This window comes from Coraliomargarita parva (assembly GCF_027257905.1).
Classification (GTDB): domain Bacteria; phylum Verrucomicrobiota; class Verrucomicrobiia; order Opitutales; family Coraliomargaritaceae; genus Coraliomargarita_A; species Coraliomargarita_A parva.
This window is the reverse complement of the sequence record NZ_JAPZEI010000007.1, coordinates 49,173-64,684: the sequence shown is the minus strand read 5'-3', so window position 1 is coordinate 64,684 and position 15,512 is coordinate 49,173. Positions and strand designations below refer to the sequence as shown.

Genomic DNA, 15,512 nt, shown 5'->3' with positions numbered 1-15,512 from the left:
ACAAAGTCAGGCAAGCACTTGCTGAGTGGCAGTTTCGCAGCCCTCCAGGAACTTGCGAACCTCTCCGGTATAGACAATCTGCCCGCCGCCAGAGCCACCTTCCGGGCCTAGCTCGACGATCCAATCGGCCATCCGGATCACATCCGTATCATGTTCGATGATTAAGATGGTATTGCCGGCATCCCGCAGTTTGAACAGAAGATCCATCAGTTTCTGAATGTCCAGCCAGTGCAGCCCCGTTGTCGGTTCATCCAGGATATACAGGGTTTCCCCCTGCTGCCGCTTGCTCAGTTCGAGAGAGAGCTTGATGCGCTGGGCTTCTCCCCCGGAGAGCGTGGTCGCCGGCTGCCCCAGCTTGATATAGCCCAGTCCCACATCGGCCAGCGTTCGCAACTTTTCCGCAATACGCGGTTGTTTGGCAAAGACGGCCAAGGCCTCATCCACACTCATACCAAGCACATCGGCGATGCTATAGCCTTTGAACCTCACATCCAGCGTTTCCCGGTTGTAACGCCGCCCCTGACAACTGGGACACTCACTGTAAACATCCGCCATAAACTGCATGTCCAGCTTGATCACGCCGTCCCCCTTGCAGCGCTCGCAGCGCCCACCGGCGACATTGAAACTGAAACGGCTACCCTTGTAGCCCCGAATCTTGGCGAGAGAGCACTTGGCAAAAAGGTCGCGCAATTGGTCAAAGAGCTTCGTATAGGTCGCTGGATTCGAACGCGGGCTGCGACCGATCGGTTCCTGGTCGACCTGAACCACGGAACTGAAGTGCTCCAAGCCCTCAATACCACCATGCCGCCCCGGGATGGCCTTCGCCCGGTTCAACTTGAAGGCGGCCGCCCGGGCCAGGATATCGTTGACCAAGGTACTCTTGCCCGAACCGGAAAGACCGCAGACAACCGTCAACAAGCCGACGGGAAAGCGGGCGTCCACTGCTTTCAAGTTATGTTCACGGGCCTCCTTCACCGCCAGCCAGTCCGATTTCGGACGCAAGGTGTCGGCATACTTCTCGACCCGGAAGCGGCCACTTAAGAATGGTCCCGACCGACTGTCCGGCGACTCATAGGACGCTTCCGGCTTGCCCTCATAGATCACAGAGCCGCCCTCGGCCCCCGCGCCCGGACCCAGTTCGATCAAATGGTCGGCGGCCCGCATGGTCTCGGCATCATGTTCGACCACCAGCACCGAATTGCCCCGGTCGCGCAGCGCCAGTAGTGTCTGGATCAAACGCCGGTTATCCAAGGGATGCAGGCCGATACTCGGCTCATCGAGGATATAAACAACGCCCATCAGGGACATGCCCAACTGGGTGGCCAGACGCACACGCTGGGCTTCGCCTCCGCTGAGTGACGTGTAGCGACGATCCAGCGTGAGATAACTGAGCCCCACTTCGTTCAGGAAATCCAGTCTGGACGACAGACCTCGCAAGGCATCTCCCACTCTGGCGTAGGCCGGCTTCCCTGATAATTGACGCATGAACGCATGCGCCCCCTCGAGCGAGAAGGACAGGAATTCCGACAAACCGGAACCTTCGATCAGGACGCTCAGGCTCTCCGGCCGCAAGCGCCGGCCCCGGCAGGTATTGCATCGGCTGCCGATCTGAAAGGCCATCAGTCTGGCCTTCAGCCCCTCACTGCTGGTGCTCCGGCGTGTTTCTTCCAAATCGGCCATAACCCCGGCGAAGGACATCGCTTCCGGCTTGGTGTTGCCGCCCTTTAACTTGAAACTGAACAGACGCTTGCCGGTCCCGAAGAGGATCTGCTCCCGCACCTCGGGCGGCAATTCCTCCCATGGTGCGGTCGGATCAAAGGGTAATTGTTCCGCCAGTTGCTTCAGAATCGCATTGCGCTTGATGATCATCTGCTTCGAACCGAGACGCCAGGGCTTGATCGCCCCGTTGCGCACCGACTTGGTCGGATCCGGCACCACCAACTCCGCTTGAAACTGCAGGGTTTCCCCGATCCCCCCGCATTCCGGACAGGCACCTTCCGCGTGGTTCCAGGAAAAGTGGCGTGGGGTGAGTGCATCGTATACCGTACCGCAGTTGACACAGGAGAGCCGGTTGCTGAGGGCGACTTCGCGCCATCCACCCCGCTCCCGGTCTTCCAGCAGCACCAGGGCCCGGTCATCTCCCTCACTGAACGCCAGTTCGAGGGAGTCCGCCAGACGGCTGCGCTGGTCCGGGCGTAGTACGATCCGGTCAACCACGATCTCGACCGCCACTTCGCCCGCCTTCGAGTCAATCAGGTCCCGGTCGTCGAGCCGCCGGACCTCACCGTTGAGGCGCACGCGCTGGAAGCCGCGTTGTTGCAAACGGGGTAACTCTTCCCGCAAGATCGCAGGCTTGGCCGTCATCCAAGGTGCCAGGATCATCAGGCGGCTCCCCTCCGGCTCCGCATAAATACGGGTCAGGCAATCATCCATCGACCGCCGTTCGATTCGCCCGCCGTCCTTCGGACAATAGGCCACACCGCAAACAGACCACAGCACACGCGCATAGTCGGCAATTTCAGTCACAGTTGCCACCGTACTGCGGGGATTCGCCCCTGCCCCAGTACGCTGCTCCAGGGCGATGACCGGCGAGAGGCCTTCAATAAAGTCCACATCCGGCCTCGGCATTTGTTCCAGCACCATGCGCGCCTTGGTCGACAGGCTGTCGATGTACTTGCGATAGCCCTCCGCATAAATCGTATCGAATGCCAGCGAAGACTTGCCCGAACCACTCACCCCGGTGACCACGACAAGGGAGTCACGCGGAATGTCCAGGCTGACGTTTTTTAGGTTATGTTCCCGAGCGCCCTTTACGGAGATGGAATGAGCTGCATGCTGGGCCGGTGACATAGAAAGACTGGGCTTATATACGAGTTTAAGAGGCCTGGCAAGCGCAGGAAACTAAAGTATCGGGATCGTTCAATTTGCGTTGTAAATCAGGCGTTTCAGTATACTCTATAAGCTATCATGAGGCGTAAAAATGTTCCCATTCTCTACGTTAAAAGCGGCTGCCCCTGGTGCCGTGAAGCACTCTCGTTTTTCGACCAACACGGTGTCGAACTCGACGTGCGCGACGTGTACGCCAACCCCAAGGATATGGATGCCATGGTGCAAATCAGCGGCCAGACCAAAGCCCCGACATTCGAATTCGACGACTTCGTGGTCGCGGACTTCTCGGTCGATGAATTCCTCAGTGAACTCAGTGAGTTCCCCGAGGTCCGCCAAAAACTGGGGATCGGCGACGACGAGGATTAGTCACAGCACGCTCTAGTTCTAGTAGACGAAGCTGGCGCTGGAAGCATCCCCGAAATTGGGTTTGTGCAACGCGACGCTTTTGCCGGTTTCCGTATCCAGAAGCATGAGACGCGTGCGCCCCCCTTGGCGTTGCGTGTAGACCAGATGACGGCCGTCATTCAACCATGTCGGCTCGAGCGAAGAGTTCCCCCCCTGGGTCACCCACTTGCTGCTCCGTGTCTTGGCGTCATACAAAGCGATCTGAAAACCGCCGGCGACAGAAGCCGTAAAGGCGATCAAATTATCATGTACGGGATTCCAGACCGGCTCCGAGCAATAATTGCTGATATTCGTGGGGATACGACGGGCCGGCCCCCCATTGGCAGAGATCTCATAGAGTTGCGGACTCCCCGGGGCGTCCGAGGTGTAGACCAGGCGACGCCCATCCGGCGACCAACTCGGGCTCGCTTCGAGGCTGCGGTTGGTGGTTAAGCGGCGGGCATTCTTGCCGTAGCTGTCACAGACAAAGATTTCGGAATTGCCGGTGCCGGAGAGCGTCATGGCGATCCTGCGGCCGTCCCGGCTGTAACAGGCACCGTTGTTGGTCCCCTTGAAAGTGGCTATCGGCACCTTACGCCCGGCCCGAAGGTCCAGCTTGTAGATGTCAGGGAAGCCCGACTTGTAGTAGGTCGTGTACACCAGGCTGTTGCCGTCCGGAGCCCATTTCGGCCCCGTCACCAGCGCGCGGTCAGCAGTCAGCGGGGTGACCCGAGAAAAGAGCAGGTCCGAGGTATAGATTTCGGAAACCCCGCGTTGTTTACCCACGAAAGCCAGCTTTCCGGCAAAAAAGCCCTTCAAACCTCGCTTTTTGCCGGTGCCGTCGACCGTCAGGTCACAGGCACGAAGAACCGCATTCTGTAAATCGCGCCCGGGAACCGTACTCCGGTAGAGTTCCTGCCCCCCGGAGCGAATGGTCAAAAGCACAGAGCTCCCGCTGGCCCGCTCGATCCGGACGGCAAAGGAGGCTTTTCCCGCATCCGTCACATAATAAGCACCATGCAGACGGAAGGCCCGCACGGACAGGTCCCGGATATTGGCGTCGCTACTTTCCAGAGCGATGGGAATAATGCCTTCATTCCTTCGGGTCGCATCCTCAAGTTGAATAACCTGCCCGGAAACCGGCAATCCCAGGGCGATGAGGAGTGAAGCAAAAAGGCAAAAAGTATGTAGGGAGCGCATGGCTAATGAACTAGCCCCAGCTTGCCGGAAATCGCAAATGCAAATCGAATGGAGGCCGGAATTTTCACGGTTGAATAAATTCACAATGTTTCGGGTTGTGTTGCAGCCAATCAGTCTCACTGTCGAACTCTTTGATATTTTTCAGATCGTGGATACCGAGCAAATTAAAGAAATCCTCAAATCCGTGAAATACCCGGGCTTCAGCCGGGACATCGTGTCCTTCGGGCTGATACGTGACGTCCAACTGGACAGCGGAGTCGCCCAGGTCAGCGTCGAGATCACGACCAGCGACAGCAGCATCCCTGAAAAGATCGCAGCTGACATCAAGGCGGCGGTCGGCAGTCTGGATGGAATCGAGGACGTGAAGGTCCGCATGGAAATTTCCCAGCCGCAACAACAGCCGACCCCAGCCTCCGGCAGCCCGGTCGGCCCCTCGTCCAGCCCGGCCATGCAGAAAGTCCGCTATACCGTCGCGGTTGCCTCCGGCAAAGGCGGCGTGGGCAAGTCCACCGTCACGGTCAATCTGGCCTGCGCCCTCCAGCGCGAACTGGAAGCCCGCAGCATGCCCAGCGGCGTGGGCATCATGGACTGCGATATTTACGGCCCCTCAGTCCCTCTCATGCTCGGCGCCGCCGGCCGCCCTGAGATTCAGAACGACATGATTGTCCCGGTGGAGAACTTCGGAATTCACACCATGTCCATGGGCTTCCTGATCGACGAAGACACACCGGTGATCTGGCGCGGCCCGATGATCATGAAGACGATTCAGCAATTTGCCCAGAATGTGAATTGGGGCGAACTGGAGATCCTCGTGGTCGACCTCCCCCCCGGCACTGGCGATGCACAACTCTCCCTCGTACAGACCCTGCCCCTTGACGGTGCGGTCGTGGTAACAACGCCGCAACCTGCAGCTTATCAAGTCGCCCGCCGCGGCGCCCGGATGTTTGACAAGGTTAACGTCCCACTGCTCGGTGTGGTGGAAAATATGAGCTATCTGGAAGGCCCCGATGGTAGCCGGCAGGCCCTCTTCGGTGAAGGCGGTGGCGCAGAAACAGCGCGCACCCTCGAAACCGACCTACTCGGCCAGGTCCCGATCGACCCGGCAATCCGCGTCGGCTGCGACAATGGAATCCCCATCGTGGTGAGCGACCCGGAGAGCGCGGCGTCCAGCGAATTTAAGCAGATCGCAGCACAGCTGATAGAGAAGCTCATAAAAGATTAATAGAGAACGCTTTTGACTAGCCGGAAATTGTATTTAAGGTATTCTCACATAGCACATGTATCTAAGGTTGGTTGCCAGCAATGAGCCCGAAGAAAGACACAGAGGAAATGAACGCAAACACCCAAGCCTGCAAAGGTGCGCCTGAATTCGCCCAGAAATCGAGTCTGTATCAGGAGTTTCTGGCGGAACGAGACGAGATCCTCCGGCACAAATGGCTGGAGTCTGAAAAGCTGGGTCGCGACATCGGCTTTGAGCGCGCCCTCCTCGACTGGATCCGTAAACACCGGGAAAATTGGCGCAAATCGCGCAAGGGCGTGGAAAAGACCAAGCACTAAGCCATTCCCGCATCCAAGTCCCCCTTTTATTTCCCTGCTCGAACCGGGGCCACAAAAAAACCCGCCTGATGGCGGGTTTTTGTTTAGAAAGTGTCGAACCGACCCTTAGTTCTTGATTTCGCGGTGCAGGGTGTGGCGGCGAAGATGCTTGTTGTACTTCATCTTCTCCACACGCTCCGGCTGCTTACGCTTGTCGCGGGTGGTCATGTAGCGGGAAACCGGCTTGCCTTCGGCGCGGGCTTCAGTGCATTCGATGGTTACGTGCTCTCTCGGCATGGCTAAATACTTAGTTGGTGAATTTGGAAAAACGGCGGAAGTTAGCCGACTGGCCCCCCGGTGCAACTCTTTTTTTCGGTTCATGTGCCGATTCCCGGGCGCAACCGAATGCCCCCGCCATCCAGGATGCAGCTTTTTGTGTATTACGTATTGCCCTGCGGCAAGTGCAGGGCTTTTACTTCAAGCTTCATGAGCACGCCCTCCCTAAAGATTGCAATCGGCACCGACCATGCCGGATACCCCTTGAAAGCACCGATCAGCGAGTTCCTCCGCCAGCGCGGACACGAAGTCCTCGATTTCGGCTGCAACAGCGCGGAATCCTGCGATTATCCGGATTTCATCCGCCCCGCCGCCCAGGCCGTCGCGTCCGGTGAAGCCGACTACGGCATCGTGCTGGGAGGCAGCGGGAACGGCGAAGCGATTGTCGCGAACAAGGTCAAAGGCGTACGCTGCGGCCTCTGTTGGGACGAATGGTCCGCCGAAATGACCAAATTGCACAACAACGCCAACTGCATCGCCATCGGCGCACGTCCGGTGCCCGTCGACTTGGCACTTAAAATCGTCGGAATCTGGCTCGACACGGAATTTGAAGGAGGTCGCCACGAGCGCCGGATCGCAAAAATTGAAGCCGAATAAGACTCACGGCTTGAAAGCTCGCCAAGCTCTGCTCTCCTAATGCTTACATGAACACGTATATATCCATGGCCGAAAAAGAAGATAAGTCCAAAGACAAGGAAAAAGCCGGACTGGGCAAGATCCAGGACACATTCCTGGAGCAACGCAAAGTCTTTCTCTGGGGCGAGGTTTCCGACAAGTCGGCCCGTGACGTAACAGAGAAATTCCTCTACCTGGAGGCGACCGATCCGGGCAAGGACATCACTTTCTATATCAACACCCCCGGCGGCTCGATTACCGCAGGCATGGCCATTTACGACACCATGAAGCTGATCAGCTCTCCCATCACCGTAGTTGTGACCGGGATGGCCGCCAGCATGGGCTCGATTCTCCTCTGTGGCGCGGACAAGGGCAAACGCCTGCTCTACCCCCACTCTCGCGTCCTGATCCACCAGCCCCTCATTTCCGGGCAAATGGTGGCGGTTGCGGTGGACATCCACATCCAAGCCAAGGAAATGGAGCGCCTGCGCGACGAATTGAATGCCATTCTGGCCGAATCCTCCGGCCAACCTCTCGAACAGATCCAGAAGGACACCGACCGCGACTTCTACATGACCGCTCCCGAAGCGATCAAGTACGGTCTGGCCGACGAGATCGTCGAGAAGATCTAAACGGGCGGCACCGGCGTGCCGTCGCTCTACGATGTGCGCGAACTACAGCTGGGGGCATGAGAGGCGCTTCAACGCCTATCCCCAATATTTCAAGCGTACCTTCGGCCAACGGGTCCAGAAGGTCTCGATTGATGCCGGCTTCACCTGCCCCAACCGGGACGGTACCGTTGCCCATGGAGGTTGTACCTTCTGCGACAACGATGCCTTTAACCCGGCCTACTGCGATCCGGCAAAGCCCGTGCGCCAACAAATCGAGGAAGGCATCCGCTTTCATCAGAAACGCTACCATGATCCGGGCAAGCATTTGGCCTACTTCCAGGCTTTCACTAACACCTATGCCCCCCTTGAACGCCTAAGGGCCATCTATGACGAGGCACTCGCGGTGCCGGGCGTGGTCGGACTGGTCATCGGCACCCGACCGGATTGCATCGACAGGGAAAAGCTCGCCTACTTCCGCGAGCTGGCACAGTCCCACTATGTCATTCTAGAGATCGGTATCGAATCCTGCTACGACCGCACCTTGAAACGCATCAACCGGGGGCACAGTTACCAACAGGCGGTCGACGCCATCGAATTGACCGCCGAATACGGAATCAAGGTGGGCACCCACTTGATCTTCGGACTACCGGGAGAAAGCGAGGATGACATGCTGGCCGAAGCAGAGATGCTTTCCAAACTCCCGCTCGACAATATCAAGTTCCACCAGCTGCAACTGATTCGCGGCACCGCGATGGTGAAAGACTACCAGCATCATCCGCAGGACTTCCTCTTCTACGAGCTCGATGTCTATCTCGAGTTCATCACCCGCTTCATCGAGCGCTTGAACCCCGCTTTCGTCATCGAACGCTTTTTTGCCGAGGCGCCTCCCGAAAAGAACCTAAGCCCCATCCAGTGGGATCTTCGCAACGACCAAATGCTGCAGCTGCTGGAGAAGCATCTCGCGACTGTCGACAGTTGGCAAGGAAAGCATTACTAACGTTGCATCTCGCGGGAATTCAGCTAGATTTAGAAAAATTTTTTTTGAGCTTTTCTCCCCTCCCAAAAATTCAGGAATTCACTGCCCCGAATAAAAAAAAGACCTGAAAATTTAGCATTTAGTTAAAATACTACCCCAAAACCCAGCCATGTAAACGATTACCTACGCGCCGTTTACTTGACTGTAATGTCAGCAAAATATTCCTCAAAGAATAAGATAGAACTAAAAATACCCCCATTCCAAAAGGAATAGACCCAACTGAAGCCCCTGAGCTTCGCACACCTCAATCAAAATCCCCCATCCCAAACTCAAATGACCCCGGCGGGTCCGTTTAGTTTTCGGGAAAACCGAAAGGACTAAAACTATGCAAGCACTGGACTGGCTCATGATAGCCATTTATTTCACCATTCTACTTGGAGTAGCGTGGTGGGTCATTCGAAAAGGGAACGCCACCTCGGATGACTACTTCCTCGCCGGCCGGAATCTCGGCTGGTTCGTCATTGGAGCGTCGATCTTTGCATCGAATATCGGCTCCGAACACCTGGTCGGCTTGGCCGGTTCGGGAGCAACCGACGGTGTCGCGATGGCGCACTATGAACTCCACGCCTGGTGTCTGCTCATCCTCGGCTGGGTTCTCGGGCCATTCTACATGCGCTCCAAAGTATTCACCATGCCTGAATTTTTGGAACGGCGCTTCAGCCCTCACGCCCGGACAATCCTATCTCTCATTTCACTCTTCGCCTATGTGTTGACGAAGATCGCGGTGGGCATTTTCGCCGGTGGGATCGTCTTCGCGACGCTATTGCCCGAAATACACATCGGCAACATTAACAGTTTCTGGATCGGCTCGATCGCCGTCCTCCTACTGACTGGCGCCTACACGATCACAGGGGGTCTAAAAGCCGTGGCTTACACCGAAGCGTTGCAGACCTTCATTCTCGTGTTCGGCTCCTTCCTCGTCACCTTCTTCGGCTTGAAAGCCTTAGGTGACGGCAGCGTCGCCACCGGATGGCACAACATGCGCGAGGTCCTGGGCGGTGAGATGTTCAATCTCTGGAAGCCGATTGTCCGCGCTGGAGCCGAAGGCTCTTGGGCACCGATTCGCGAAGTCGGCGAAACGGGCGCCATCGTGAAGGAAGCCTGGTATTTCAACGGCAACTACCCGTGGCTCTCCATGCTATTCTGCGCACCGGTAATCGGCCTCTGGTATTGGTGTACCGACCAATACATTGTTCAACGTATGTTGGGCGCACCCAATGAAACGGAAGCCCGCCGTGGCACGATCTTCGCCTCCGGCCTCAAGCTGCTGCCGGTCTTCCTCTTCATCATTCCGGGCATGATCTGCATGGCTCTGGCAAAGAGCGGTGCCCAACCGGAACTGGCCGCCGGCCTGCTGGATGCGACAACGGGTGAAGTCATCCGTGAAAATGCGCAAGCGGCCTTCCCTCTCATGGTACAGAACGTCTTGCCGACCGGTTTCCGGGGAATCGTGGTCGCCGGTCTGCTGGCAGCTTTGATGAGTTCGCTCGCCGGGGTGTTGAATGCAACAGCGACTTTATTTACCATGGATTTCTATTCACGCCTCCACAAGGGCGTCAGTCAGGCACGGCTGGTTTGGATCGGCCGGGTGGCAACCGCTGTTCTGGTCGTGATCGGCCTGCTCTGGATCCCGGTGATTCAAGGAGCCAAGGGCTTATATGATTACTTGCAAGGCATCCAGGCCTATCTGGCTCCGCCGATCTTCGTGGTCTTCTTCTTCGGTGTCTTTTTCAAGCGCCTCAATGGTCCCGGCTGTCTGGCGACCCTGGTCGTCGGCTTTCTCATGGGCCTGATCCGTCTGGCCATTGATACGCCGGTTGCCCTCATGGGGTATACCTACGATGAGGGCTCGTTCCTCTGGGTGATGAATAATGTCTTCTTCCAGTATTACTCGATGCTCATCCTCGTCGTCTGTATCATCGTCTTCTACGCGGTCAGCTATATGACCCGCGAGCCCGATTACGAAAAGATCAGCGGCTTGACCTTCGGTACGGTCACGGACGAACAAAAGGCGGAGACACGCAAGAGCTGGAATACGACAGACATCGTCTGGTCCGGCGTGATCCTCGTCCTGATCCTTAGCGCTTATCTCTACTTCAGAGGTTAATCAGGTAAACGTTGGTGCCTCACCTGCAAGCGACAGTGAATTCACACTGCAGGCAGGTGAGGCCCTTTACCCCTTCAAAAAAAATCCCCCCAAACAAATATATGAAATTCCAAAAACGATTCTTCCCTAAAGCCCCACTGACAATTGCCCTTGCCTTTGGCATCGCAAGTCAGGTCCAGGCACAAACAACCGGTCCTTTCAGCCGCGAGACCCACCTGACCGGAGACTGGGGCGGCCTTCGAAACGACCTATACAATAACGGCATTGAGATTTACGGATCCTATACAACAGAACCCGCAGCCAATGTCAGTGGCGGTCTCGAAGAAGGCGCTACCTATCTGCATAATTTCTACCTTGAACTCGATTTTGACTTCGAAAAGTTGTTCGGGCTTGAGAATACGAGCCTGATGGTTCGCGGTTCGGAACGATCGGGCAAAAGCTTGTCGGCTGATTACATCGGCAACACCATTAGTGTACAGCAACTGTACGGAGGCGGACAAACACATCGTCTGGTCGAAGTACAAATGAGCCACAAGCTCTTCGATGAGAAGGTGGATCTGGCCTATGGGCGACTGACAGCGACTAGCGACTTCATGACCTCACCGCTCTTTGGTGAATACGTCACGAACGCAATCTGCGGCCAGCTCAACTCCCCGTTCTATAACATGCCGGACGGCTTAAGCGCCTATCCGGTAGCGACCCTGGGTGCCCGCATGATTATCGACACCAGCGAACAAACGCACCTTAAAGTCGGTGTCTACGACGGCGGACCAATCGGGCCGGCAGGCGGAGACAACCACGGTGAAGACTTCAGCGTGGGTGACAATGGTGCCTTGTATCTGGCCGAGTTCAACTACACTCCAGAATCGGGACTCTTCGACTTGCCCGGACGCTACGCGATCGGCGGCTTCTACCACAGTGGTGACTTTGCCAGCATCACAGAAGATATTGCAGGCGGGAATCCCTATATCTCCGGACTCCCGGGCAAGGAAGAAGATTCCCAATACGGCATCTACTTCGTCTTCGAACAAATGCTCATGGCACATGACGAAGACCCGGGTAAGGGACTGACGTTCTTTATCGCCGGGTCGATGTCCCCTGAAGAAGAGAAGAGCCCGATGCCTTACTACGGCATTGCTGGCCTACTCTACGACGGGCTCATCTCATCACGCCCACAGGACAAGACTGCGCTCGGCCTCTACTCGGCATGGTTCAGCGACGAACGCAATGACGCCTACCGCAAAGCGGGATTGGAGACTCAAAACTACGAAGCCGGGATCGAGCTGAACCACAAGTTCCAGGTCACACCTTACCTGCATATCCGTCCCAATATTCAATACGTATTTAACCCGAGTGGTTACCGCGAGATAGACGACGCACTCGTACTTGGCATCGAGCTTGGGTTGGTCTTCTAAAAATCATCAATACTCAGAACGCCCATGCGTTCGAAGACCAACAACGCCATACCGGACCGCATCGCCCGGGCGATCAAGCAATACCCTCCCTTTAGCTTGCTTCCGGACGATGCGGTCCCTTCTTTGGCGGCCCAAGCCAGTGTGATCGCCTTGGCAGTCGGCGAAAAGCTCTGGCAGCAAGGCGATCCTCCGCTGGATCGCCTTTATTTTCTCAGCACCGGACGAATCGAGTACTACTGGGAAAACAAAGGTGTCACAGAGCGTGTCGACGTACGCGACATCGGCGACCTGCTGGGACTAACGTCCCTTCTGGAAGGTGAACCACACAAGGTTCATGCAGTGGTCGAAGAAGACAGTCTCCTCTATGTGATCCCCGGCAAACCGTTTAAAGAGCTGCTGGATGCTCATGATGAAGCGCGTCACTATGTTCGCCGCCACATGTTCTGGTCCACGCGCGTGGGAGCCAAGGTACAGATTCCTGAAAAAGCCCAAATGGCCGCGAAACATACGATTCTGGAATCCCATCTCGAAGGAGCACAATATCTAAACACACGCCCCATTGAGCGACTGGTCACCTGTACGCCGGATTCCCCCATATACCGGGCGGCACAGCTCATGGTCAACAAACGCCTGCCTTCTGTTCTGGTCGTTGACCGGATGAGACGCCCGTTGGGGATCGTCACCAGTTTGCAGTTGATTCGGCATATTATCATCAATCGCAGCTCCCCCGATGCACCGGTCAATGACATCATGGCCAAACCGGTATATACGGTCTCCCCGAATTCAAGTACCACGGCAGCACTCCTCTTGATGCTGCGGGAACGCATTCCTCAAATATGCGTCACCGAAGACGGCACTTCGGCGACAAAAGCCCTGGACGTCTGTACCCACAAAGACCTGCTAGCTCAAAGCGGCCACCATCCGGCGGGTATTTTACGTGAGATCCGTAACGCGCGTTCCACTGCGAGGCTTCGCGAACTCTGCGATGAAATTGAAGGATTGATGCGACGCTATGCCACCAATGCGATCTCAGGAATTTTTCTCGGGCAAATTTGCGGGGAGCTGTACGATGAATTGACCCAGCGCCTTGTCGGGATGGCAGCGGAGCATATGGCAGACCATGAGCGTCGATTCCCGGCCGTCCCCTGGGCTTGGCTTTCGGTCGGAAGCGATGGACGTCGTGAACAGATCCTTCGCACCGACATGGATAATGCCCTCGTTTACGCCGAGAGCGGGAACGCGAAGCAGGATGCTGCAAATCGACAGTTCTTTCTAGATTTCAGCAACCACGTCATCGAGCTGATGACCGAATGCGGTTTCACCCGCTGTCAGGGTGGCGTGATGGCATCGAATCCAAATTGGTGCCAGAGTGAATCCACCTGGTTAAATGAAATACGCACTCCGACCTGGAGTGATGAAAATACCCTGCTTCGTTCTGTCATCCTGTTCGACCTGCGCTATGTAAGCGGCAGCAAAGAACTGACCCAACGTGTGCGGGACGCGGTATTCGACCAGGTCGAGAACGATGTAAGACTCCAGCGGAAACTGGCCGAACTGACACTTGCAGTACCACCACCACTCAACTTCCGTGGCAAATACATCGTCGAGAAAAAAGGCATGCATGCCGGACTCTTCGACCTCAAGAAGCGCGCCTTATCCCCTCTGAGAGACGCAGCACGCGCACTCGCCTTCAAGTACCGGCTGACACGGCATTATTCTACCGGTGGCCGCTATGAACAAATAAAGGAGGCCGTTCCGGAACTCGAAGAAACAGCCGAGTTGGCCTACGAGGCCTATGATTTTCTCCTGCGGCTCCGCCTTCTGAATGGACTCAAACGGGGAGATGACGGCCGCTACATCGATCCGGCCGAACTCACCCGACTCGAACGTGCACACCTTTCGAATGTCTTCGACGTCCTTCGCATGGTTCAGGGCCAACTTCGTTCGGAATTTTCACTCTAGCGAATGGAAGCAGGCAATCCAGAACAGGAGTCCCAAGGTATTTTATCTGCATACCGCGACCAGACACGTAAAAAACAGGACAGCAAACAAGCGCTCGATGATCTTGGGATCCTTGTCCTGGACTCTGAAACCTCGGGATTAAACCCGCGAAGGGACCGTTTGCTGTCACTCGCAAGCATTGAAATAAAAGACCGAGCGATCCAAATAGAAAGCCTTCAAGACTGGCTCGTCCATCAGGACCACGCCTCCTGGAATCAAGCCATCGAAGTTCACGGCATACTGCCATCAGCAAGCGCAATGGGCCAACCGTTGAGGCAAGTCCTGCTCGCATTCCTTCAGCGTCTGGGAAACAAGTTAATCGTGGGCCACCATATCGGATTTGACATCCAGATGATAAACAAGGCACTCAAGCAGCAGTTTAATATCAAATTAAGAAACCGGGCCATCGACACAGCACAACTAGCCCAACAGGAACTGAGCCCCTTTAGACCCACTGGATATGCGAACCAGCGACCGCCGGGACTGGATGAGGTCTGCGTACAACTCGGTATTCCGGCGATCGAACGTCACACTGCAGCCGGCGATGCATTTACCACCGCCGAGATTTTTGTCATCCTCACAGCTCGCATGCGCCAACGTAGAAAGCGCCCGCTTATACTGGGCGACTTCCCTCTGCTTAGATACTGATTCCAATTGGCGACGCCGAACACTACTACCGGAGCTTCGCCTCTAAGCTCGTTCCCTACGGCGACAACAGCTGGACCGGACGCTCGAACGGGGACGAAGGTAACATAACGGAACACGAGGAATGGGTCGCGCAATACCTTGCCGCGGTCACTCTGCTCGACGAGCAGATCGGCCGCTTGCTCGACGCGCTGCAGGGCCGGGATCTACTGAAAGATACAGTGATCATCTACACTTCGGACCATGGTCATATGACCGGTCAGGACGGCCTCTACGGCAAAGCCAACGGAAGCGTGCCCCTGAACCTGACTGAGGAGACCATCCGGATCCCGATGATCATCTAATACCACTTCGAAAAAATTCTGGAAGCCATTTGGGCCTGTCCAGAATGGATGCGCGAAATTTTGGAGTTCGCGGCGTTGCCCGGGCAGTCATGTGCCTCGGCGCACTCCTGCCCCGCCGCCTTGCGCTGCTCCAAAATTTCGCAGCACATAACTACCAGAATTTTTTCGAAGTGGTATAAGGTCCCGCTACGCTCGTGCGTCGGGCGCAGGTCCGCAATGAGTTCGTCAATCTTTGCGATCTCCATAACACGATTCTCGACTTCTCCGGAACCGGCCTAGAAACGACTCTCGTCGTTTCTCTACAGGAGAGAGAAATAGTAGAGAAGCGACGACAGACGCTTCTACAGGAAATCCCGGCATGACCCGTTGAACCTGGCAGCCAAGAAACACCCA

The 15,512-nt window shown here is 56.2% G+C and carries 15 protein-coding genes; 11 read left to right on the top strand and 4 right to left on the bottom strand.

The features are described 5' to 3' along the window. Positions 1 to 6: 6 nt before the first annotated feature. On the bottom strand, positions 7 to 2,850 hold the full coding sequence (gene uvrA / locus O2597_RS11805) for an excinuclease ABC subunit UvrA (RefSeq protein WP_269525055.1): 2,844 nt from the start codon (positions 2,848 to 2,850) through the stop codon (positions 7 to 9). A 117-nt stretch (positions 2,851 to 2,967) separates the two neighbouring features. Between uvrA and O2597_RS11800 the strand changes: the two genes are divergently transcribed. Next, positions 2,968 to 3,255, top strand: coding sequence for a glutaredoxin family protein (locus tag O2597_RS11800; protein WP_269525053.1), 288 nt, complete (start codon positions 2,968 to 2,970; stop codon positions 3,253 to 3,255). An 18-nt stretch (positions 3,256 to 3,273) separates the two neighbouring features. Here O2597_RS11800 and O2597_RS11795 read toward each other — a convergent pair whose 3' ends face one another. Beyond that, positions 3,274 to 4,473 carry a hypothetical protein gene (locus tag O2597_RS11795; RefSeq protein WP_269525051.1) on the bottom strand — a complete coding sequence of 400 codons (1,200 nt, stop codon included), beginning with the start codon at positions 4,471 to 4,473 and terminating at the stop codon, positions 3,274 to 3,276. Between the two features lie 85 nt (positions 4,474 to 4,558). Here O2597_RS11795 and O2597_RS11790 point away from each other — a divergent pair, with 85 nt between their 5' ends. Together O2597_RS11790 and O2597_RS11785 are read left to right on the top strand one after the other, a co-directional pair. Further along, positions 4,559 to 5,695 (top strand): Mrp/NBP35 family ATP-binding protein, encoded by a 1,137-nt coding sequence (locus tag O2597_RS11790; RefSeq protein WP_269525049.1) that lies wholly within the window; start codon positions 4,559 to 4,561, stop codon positions 5,693 to 5,695. 80 nt (positions 5,696 to 5,775) lie between these two features. Further along, positions 5,776 to 6,030, top strand: a complete 255-nt coding sequence (locus O2597_RS11785; RefSeq protein ID WP_269525047.1) for a hypothetical protein — start codon at positions 5,776 to 5,778, stop codon at positions 6,028 to 6,030. 105 nt (positions 6,031 to 6,135) lie between these two features. Here O2597_RS11785 and rpmG read toward each other — a convergent pair whose 3' ends face one another. After that, complete coding sequence (gene rpmG / locus O2597_RS11780; RefSeq protein ID WP_269525046.1) at positions 6,136 to 6,306, bottom strand: 50S ribosomal protein L33; 171 nt, start codon at positions 6,304 to 6,306, stop codon at positions 6,136 to 6,138. Positions 6,307 to 6,495: 189 nt separating this feature from the next. Here rpmG and rpiB point away from each other — a divergent pair, with 189 nt between their 5' ends. The 8 genes from rpiB to O2597_RS11740 all read left to right on the top strand — a co-directional run bounded on the left by rpiB (position 6,496) and on the right by O2597_RS11740 (position 15,119). Continuing rightward, positions 6,496 to 6,942 (top strand): ribose 5-phosphate isomerase B, encoded by a 447-nt coding sequence (rpiB, locus tag O2597_RS11775; RefSeq protein ID WP_269525044.1) that lies wholly within the window; start codon positions 6,496 to 6,498, stop codon positions 6,940 to 6,942. A 65-nt stretch (positions 6,943 to 7,007) separates the two neighbouring features. After that, positions 7,008 to 7,592: a ClpP family protease gene (locus O2597_RS11770; protein ID WP_269525042.1), complete on the top strand. Its 585-nt coding sequence runs from the start codon at positions 7,008 to 7,010 to the stop codon at positions 7,590 to 7,592. A 31-nt stretch (positions 7,593 to 7,623) separates the two neighbouring features. Further along, complete coding sequence (mnmL, locus tag O2597_RS11765; RefSeq protein WP_269525040.1) at positions 7,624 to 8,568, top strand: tRNA modification radical SAM protein MnmL/YtqA; 945 nt, start codon at positions 7,624 to 7,626, stop codon at positions 8,566 to 8,568. 364 nt (positions 8,569 to 8,932) lie between these two features. Further along, positions 8,933 to 10,714 (top strand): sodium:solute symporter, encoded by a 1,782-nt coding sequence (locus tag O2597_RS11760; RefSeq protein WP_269525038.1) that lies wholly within the window; start codon positions 8,933 to 8,935, stop codon positions 10,712 to 10,714. Positions 10,715 to 10,815: 101 nt separating this feature from the next. Beyond that, positions 10,816 to 12,129 carry a carbohydrate porin gene (locus O2597_RS11755; RefSeq protein WP_269525036.1) on the top strand — a complete coding sequence of 438 codons (1,314 nt, stop codon included), beginning with the start codon at positions 10,816 to 10,818 and terminating at the stop codon, positions 12,127 to 12,129. 24 nt (positions 12,130 to 12,153) lie between these two features. Then, the gene (locus O2597_RS11750) at positions 12,154 to 14,091 is read left to right on the top strand and encodes a DUF294 nucleotidyltransferase-like domain-containing protein (RefSeq protein WP_269525034.1); all 1,938 of its coding nucleotides are present in this window, start codon (positions 12,154 to 12,156) and stop codon (positions 14,089 to 14,091) included. A gap of 3 nt (positions 14,092 to 14,094) precedes the next feature. Then, a complete protein-coding gene (locus O2597_RS11745) occupies positions 14,095 to 14,778 on the top strand; it encodes a 3'-5' exonuclease (protein WP_269525032.1) in 684 nt (227 codons plus the stop codon). Beyond that, on the top strand, positions 14,772 to 15,119 hold the full coding sequence (locus O2597_RS11740) for a sulfatase-like hydrolase/transferase (RefSeq protein WP_332108364.1): 348 nt from the start codon (positions 14,772 to 14,774) through the stop codon (positions 15,117 to 15,119). Before O2597_RS11745 ends, O2597_RS11740 begins: the two co-directional genes overlap by 7 nt. Here the strand turns inward: O2597_RS11740 and O2597_RS11735 are convergent. Then, positions 15,116 to 15,364, bottom strand: a complete 249-nt coding sequence (locus O2597_RS11735) for a hypothetical protein (RefSeq protein WP_269525030.1) — start codon at positions 15,362 to 15,364, stop codon at positions 15,116 to 15,118. The two genes, O2597_RS11740 and O2597_RS11735, sit on opposite strands and share 4 nt — an antisense overlap. Positions 15,365 to 15,512 lie beyond the last annotated feature (148 nt).

Bases quoted from the DNA above. Each gene is read 5' to 3' on its own strand.
- uvrA (WP_269525055.1), bottom strand. From the start codon at position 2,850: ATGTCACCGGCCCAGCATGCAGCTCATTCCATCTCCGTAAAGGGCGCT.
- O2597_RS11800 (WP_269525053.1), top strand. From the start codon at position 2,968: ATGAGGCGTAAAAATGTTCCCATTCTCTACGTTAAAAGCGGCTGCCCC.
- O2597_RS11795 (WP_269525051.1), bottom strand. From the start codon at position 4,473: ATGCGCTCCCTACATACTTTTTGCCTTTTTGCTTCACTCCTCATCGCC.
- O2597_RS11790 (WP_269525049.1), top strand. From the start codon at position 4,559: ATGTTTCGGGTTGTGTTGCAGCCAATCAGTCTCACTGTCGAACTCTTT.
- O2597_RS11785 (WP_269525047.1), top strand. From the start codon at position 5,776: ATGAGCCCGAAGAAAGACACAGAGGAAATGAACGCAAACACCCAAGCC.
- rpmG (WP_269525046.1), bottom strand. From the start codon at position 6,306: ATGCCGAGAGAGCACGTAACCATCGAATGCACTGAAGCCCGCGCCGAA.
- rpiB (WP_269525044.1), top strand. From the start codon at position 6,496: ATGAGCACGCCCTCCCTAAAGATTGCAATCGGCACCGACCATGCCGGA.
- O2597_RS11770 (WP_269525042.1), top strand. From the start codon at position 7,008: ATGGCCGAAAAAGAAGATAAGTCCAAAGACAAGGAAAAAGCCGGACTG.
- mnmL (WP_269525040.1), top strand. From the start codon at position 7,624: ATGTGCGCGAACTACAGCTGGGGGCATGAGAGGCGCTTCAACGCCTAT.
- O2597_RS11760 (WP_269525038.1), top strand. From the start codon at position 8,933: ATGCAAGCACTGGACTGGCTCATGATAGCCATTTATTTCACCATTCTA.
- O2597_RS11755 (WP_269525036.1), top strand. From the start codon at position 10,816: ATGAAATTCCAAAAACGATTCTTCCCTAAAGCCCCACTGACAATTGCC.
- O2597_RS11750 (WP_269525034.1), top strand. From the start codon at position 12,154: ATGCGTTCGAAGACCAACAACGCCATACCGGACCGCATCGCCCGGGCG.
- O2597_RS11745 (WP_269525032.1), top strand. From the start codon at position 14,095: ATGGAAGCAGGCAATCCAGAACAGGAGTCCCAAGGTATTTTATCTGCA.
- O2597_RS11735 (WP_269525030.1), bottom strand. From the start codon at position 15,364: ATGGAGATCGCAAAGATTGACGAACTCATTGCGGACCTGCGCCCGACG.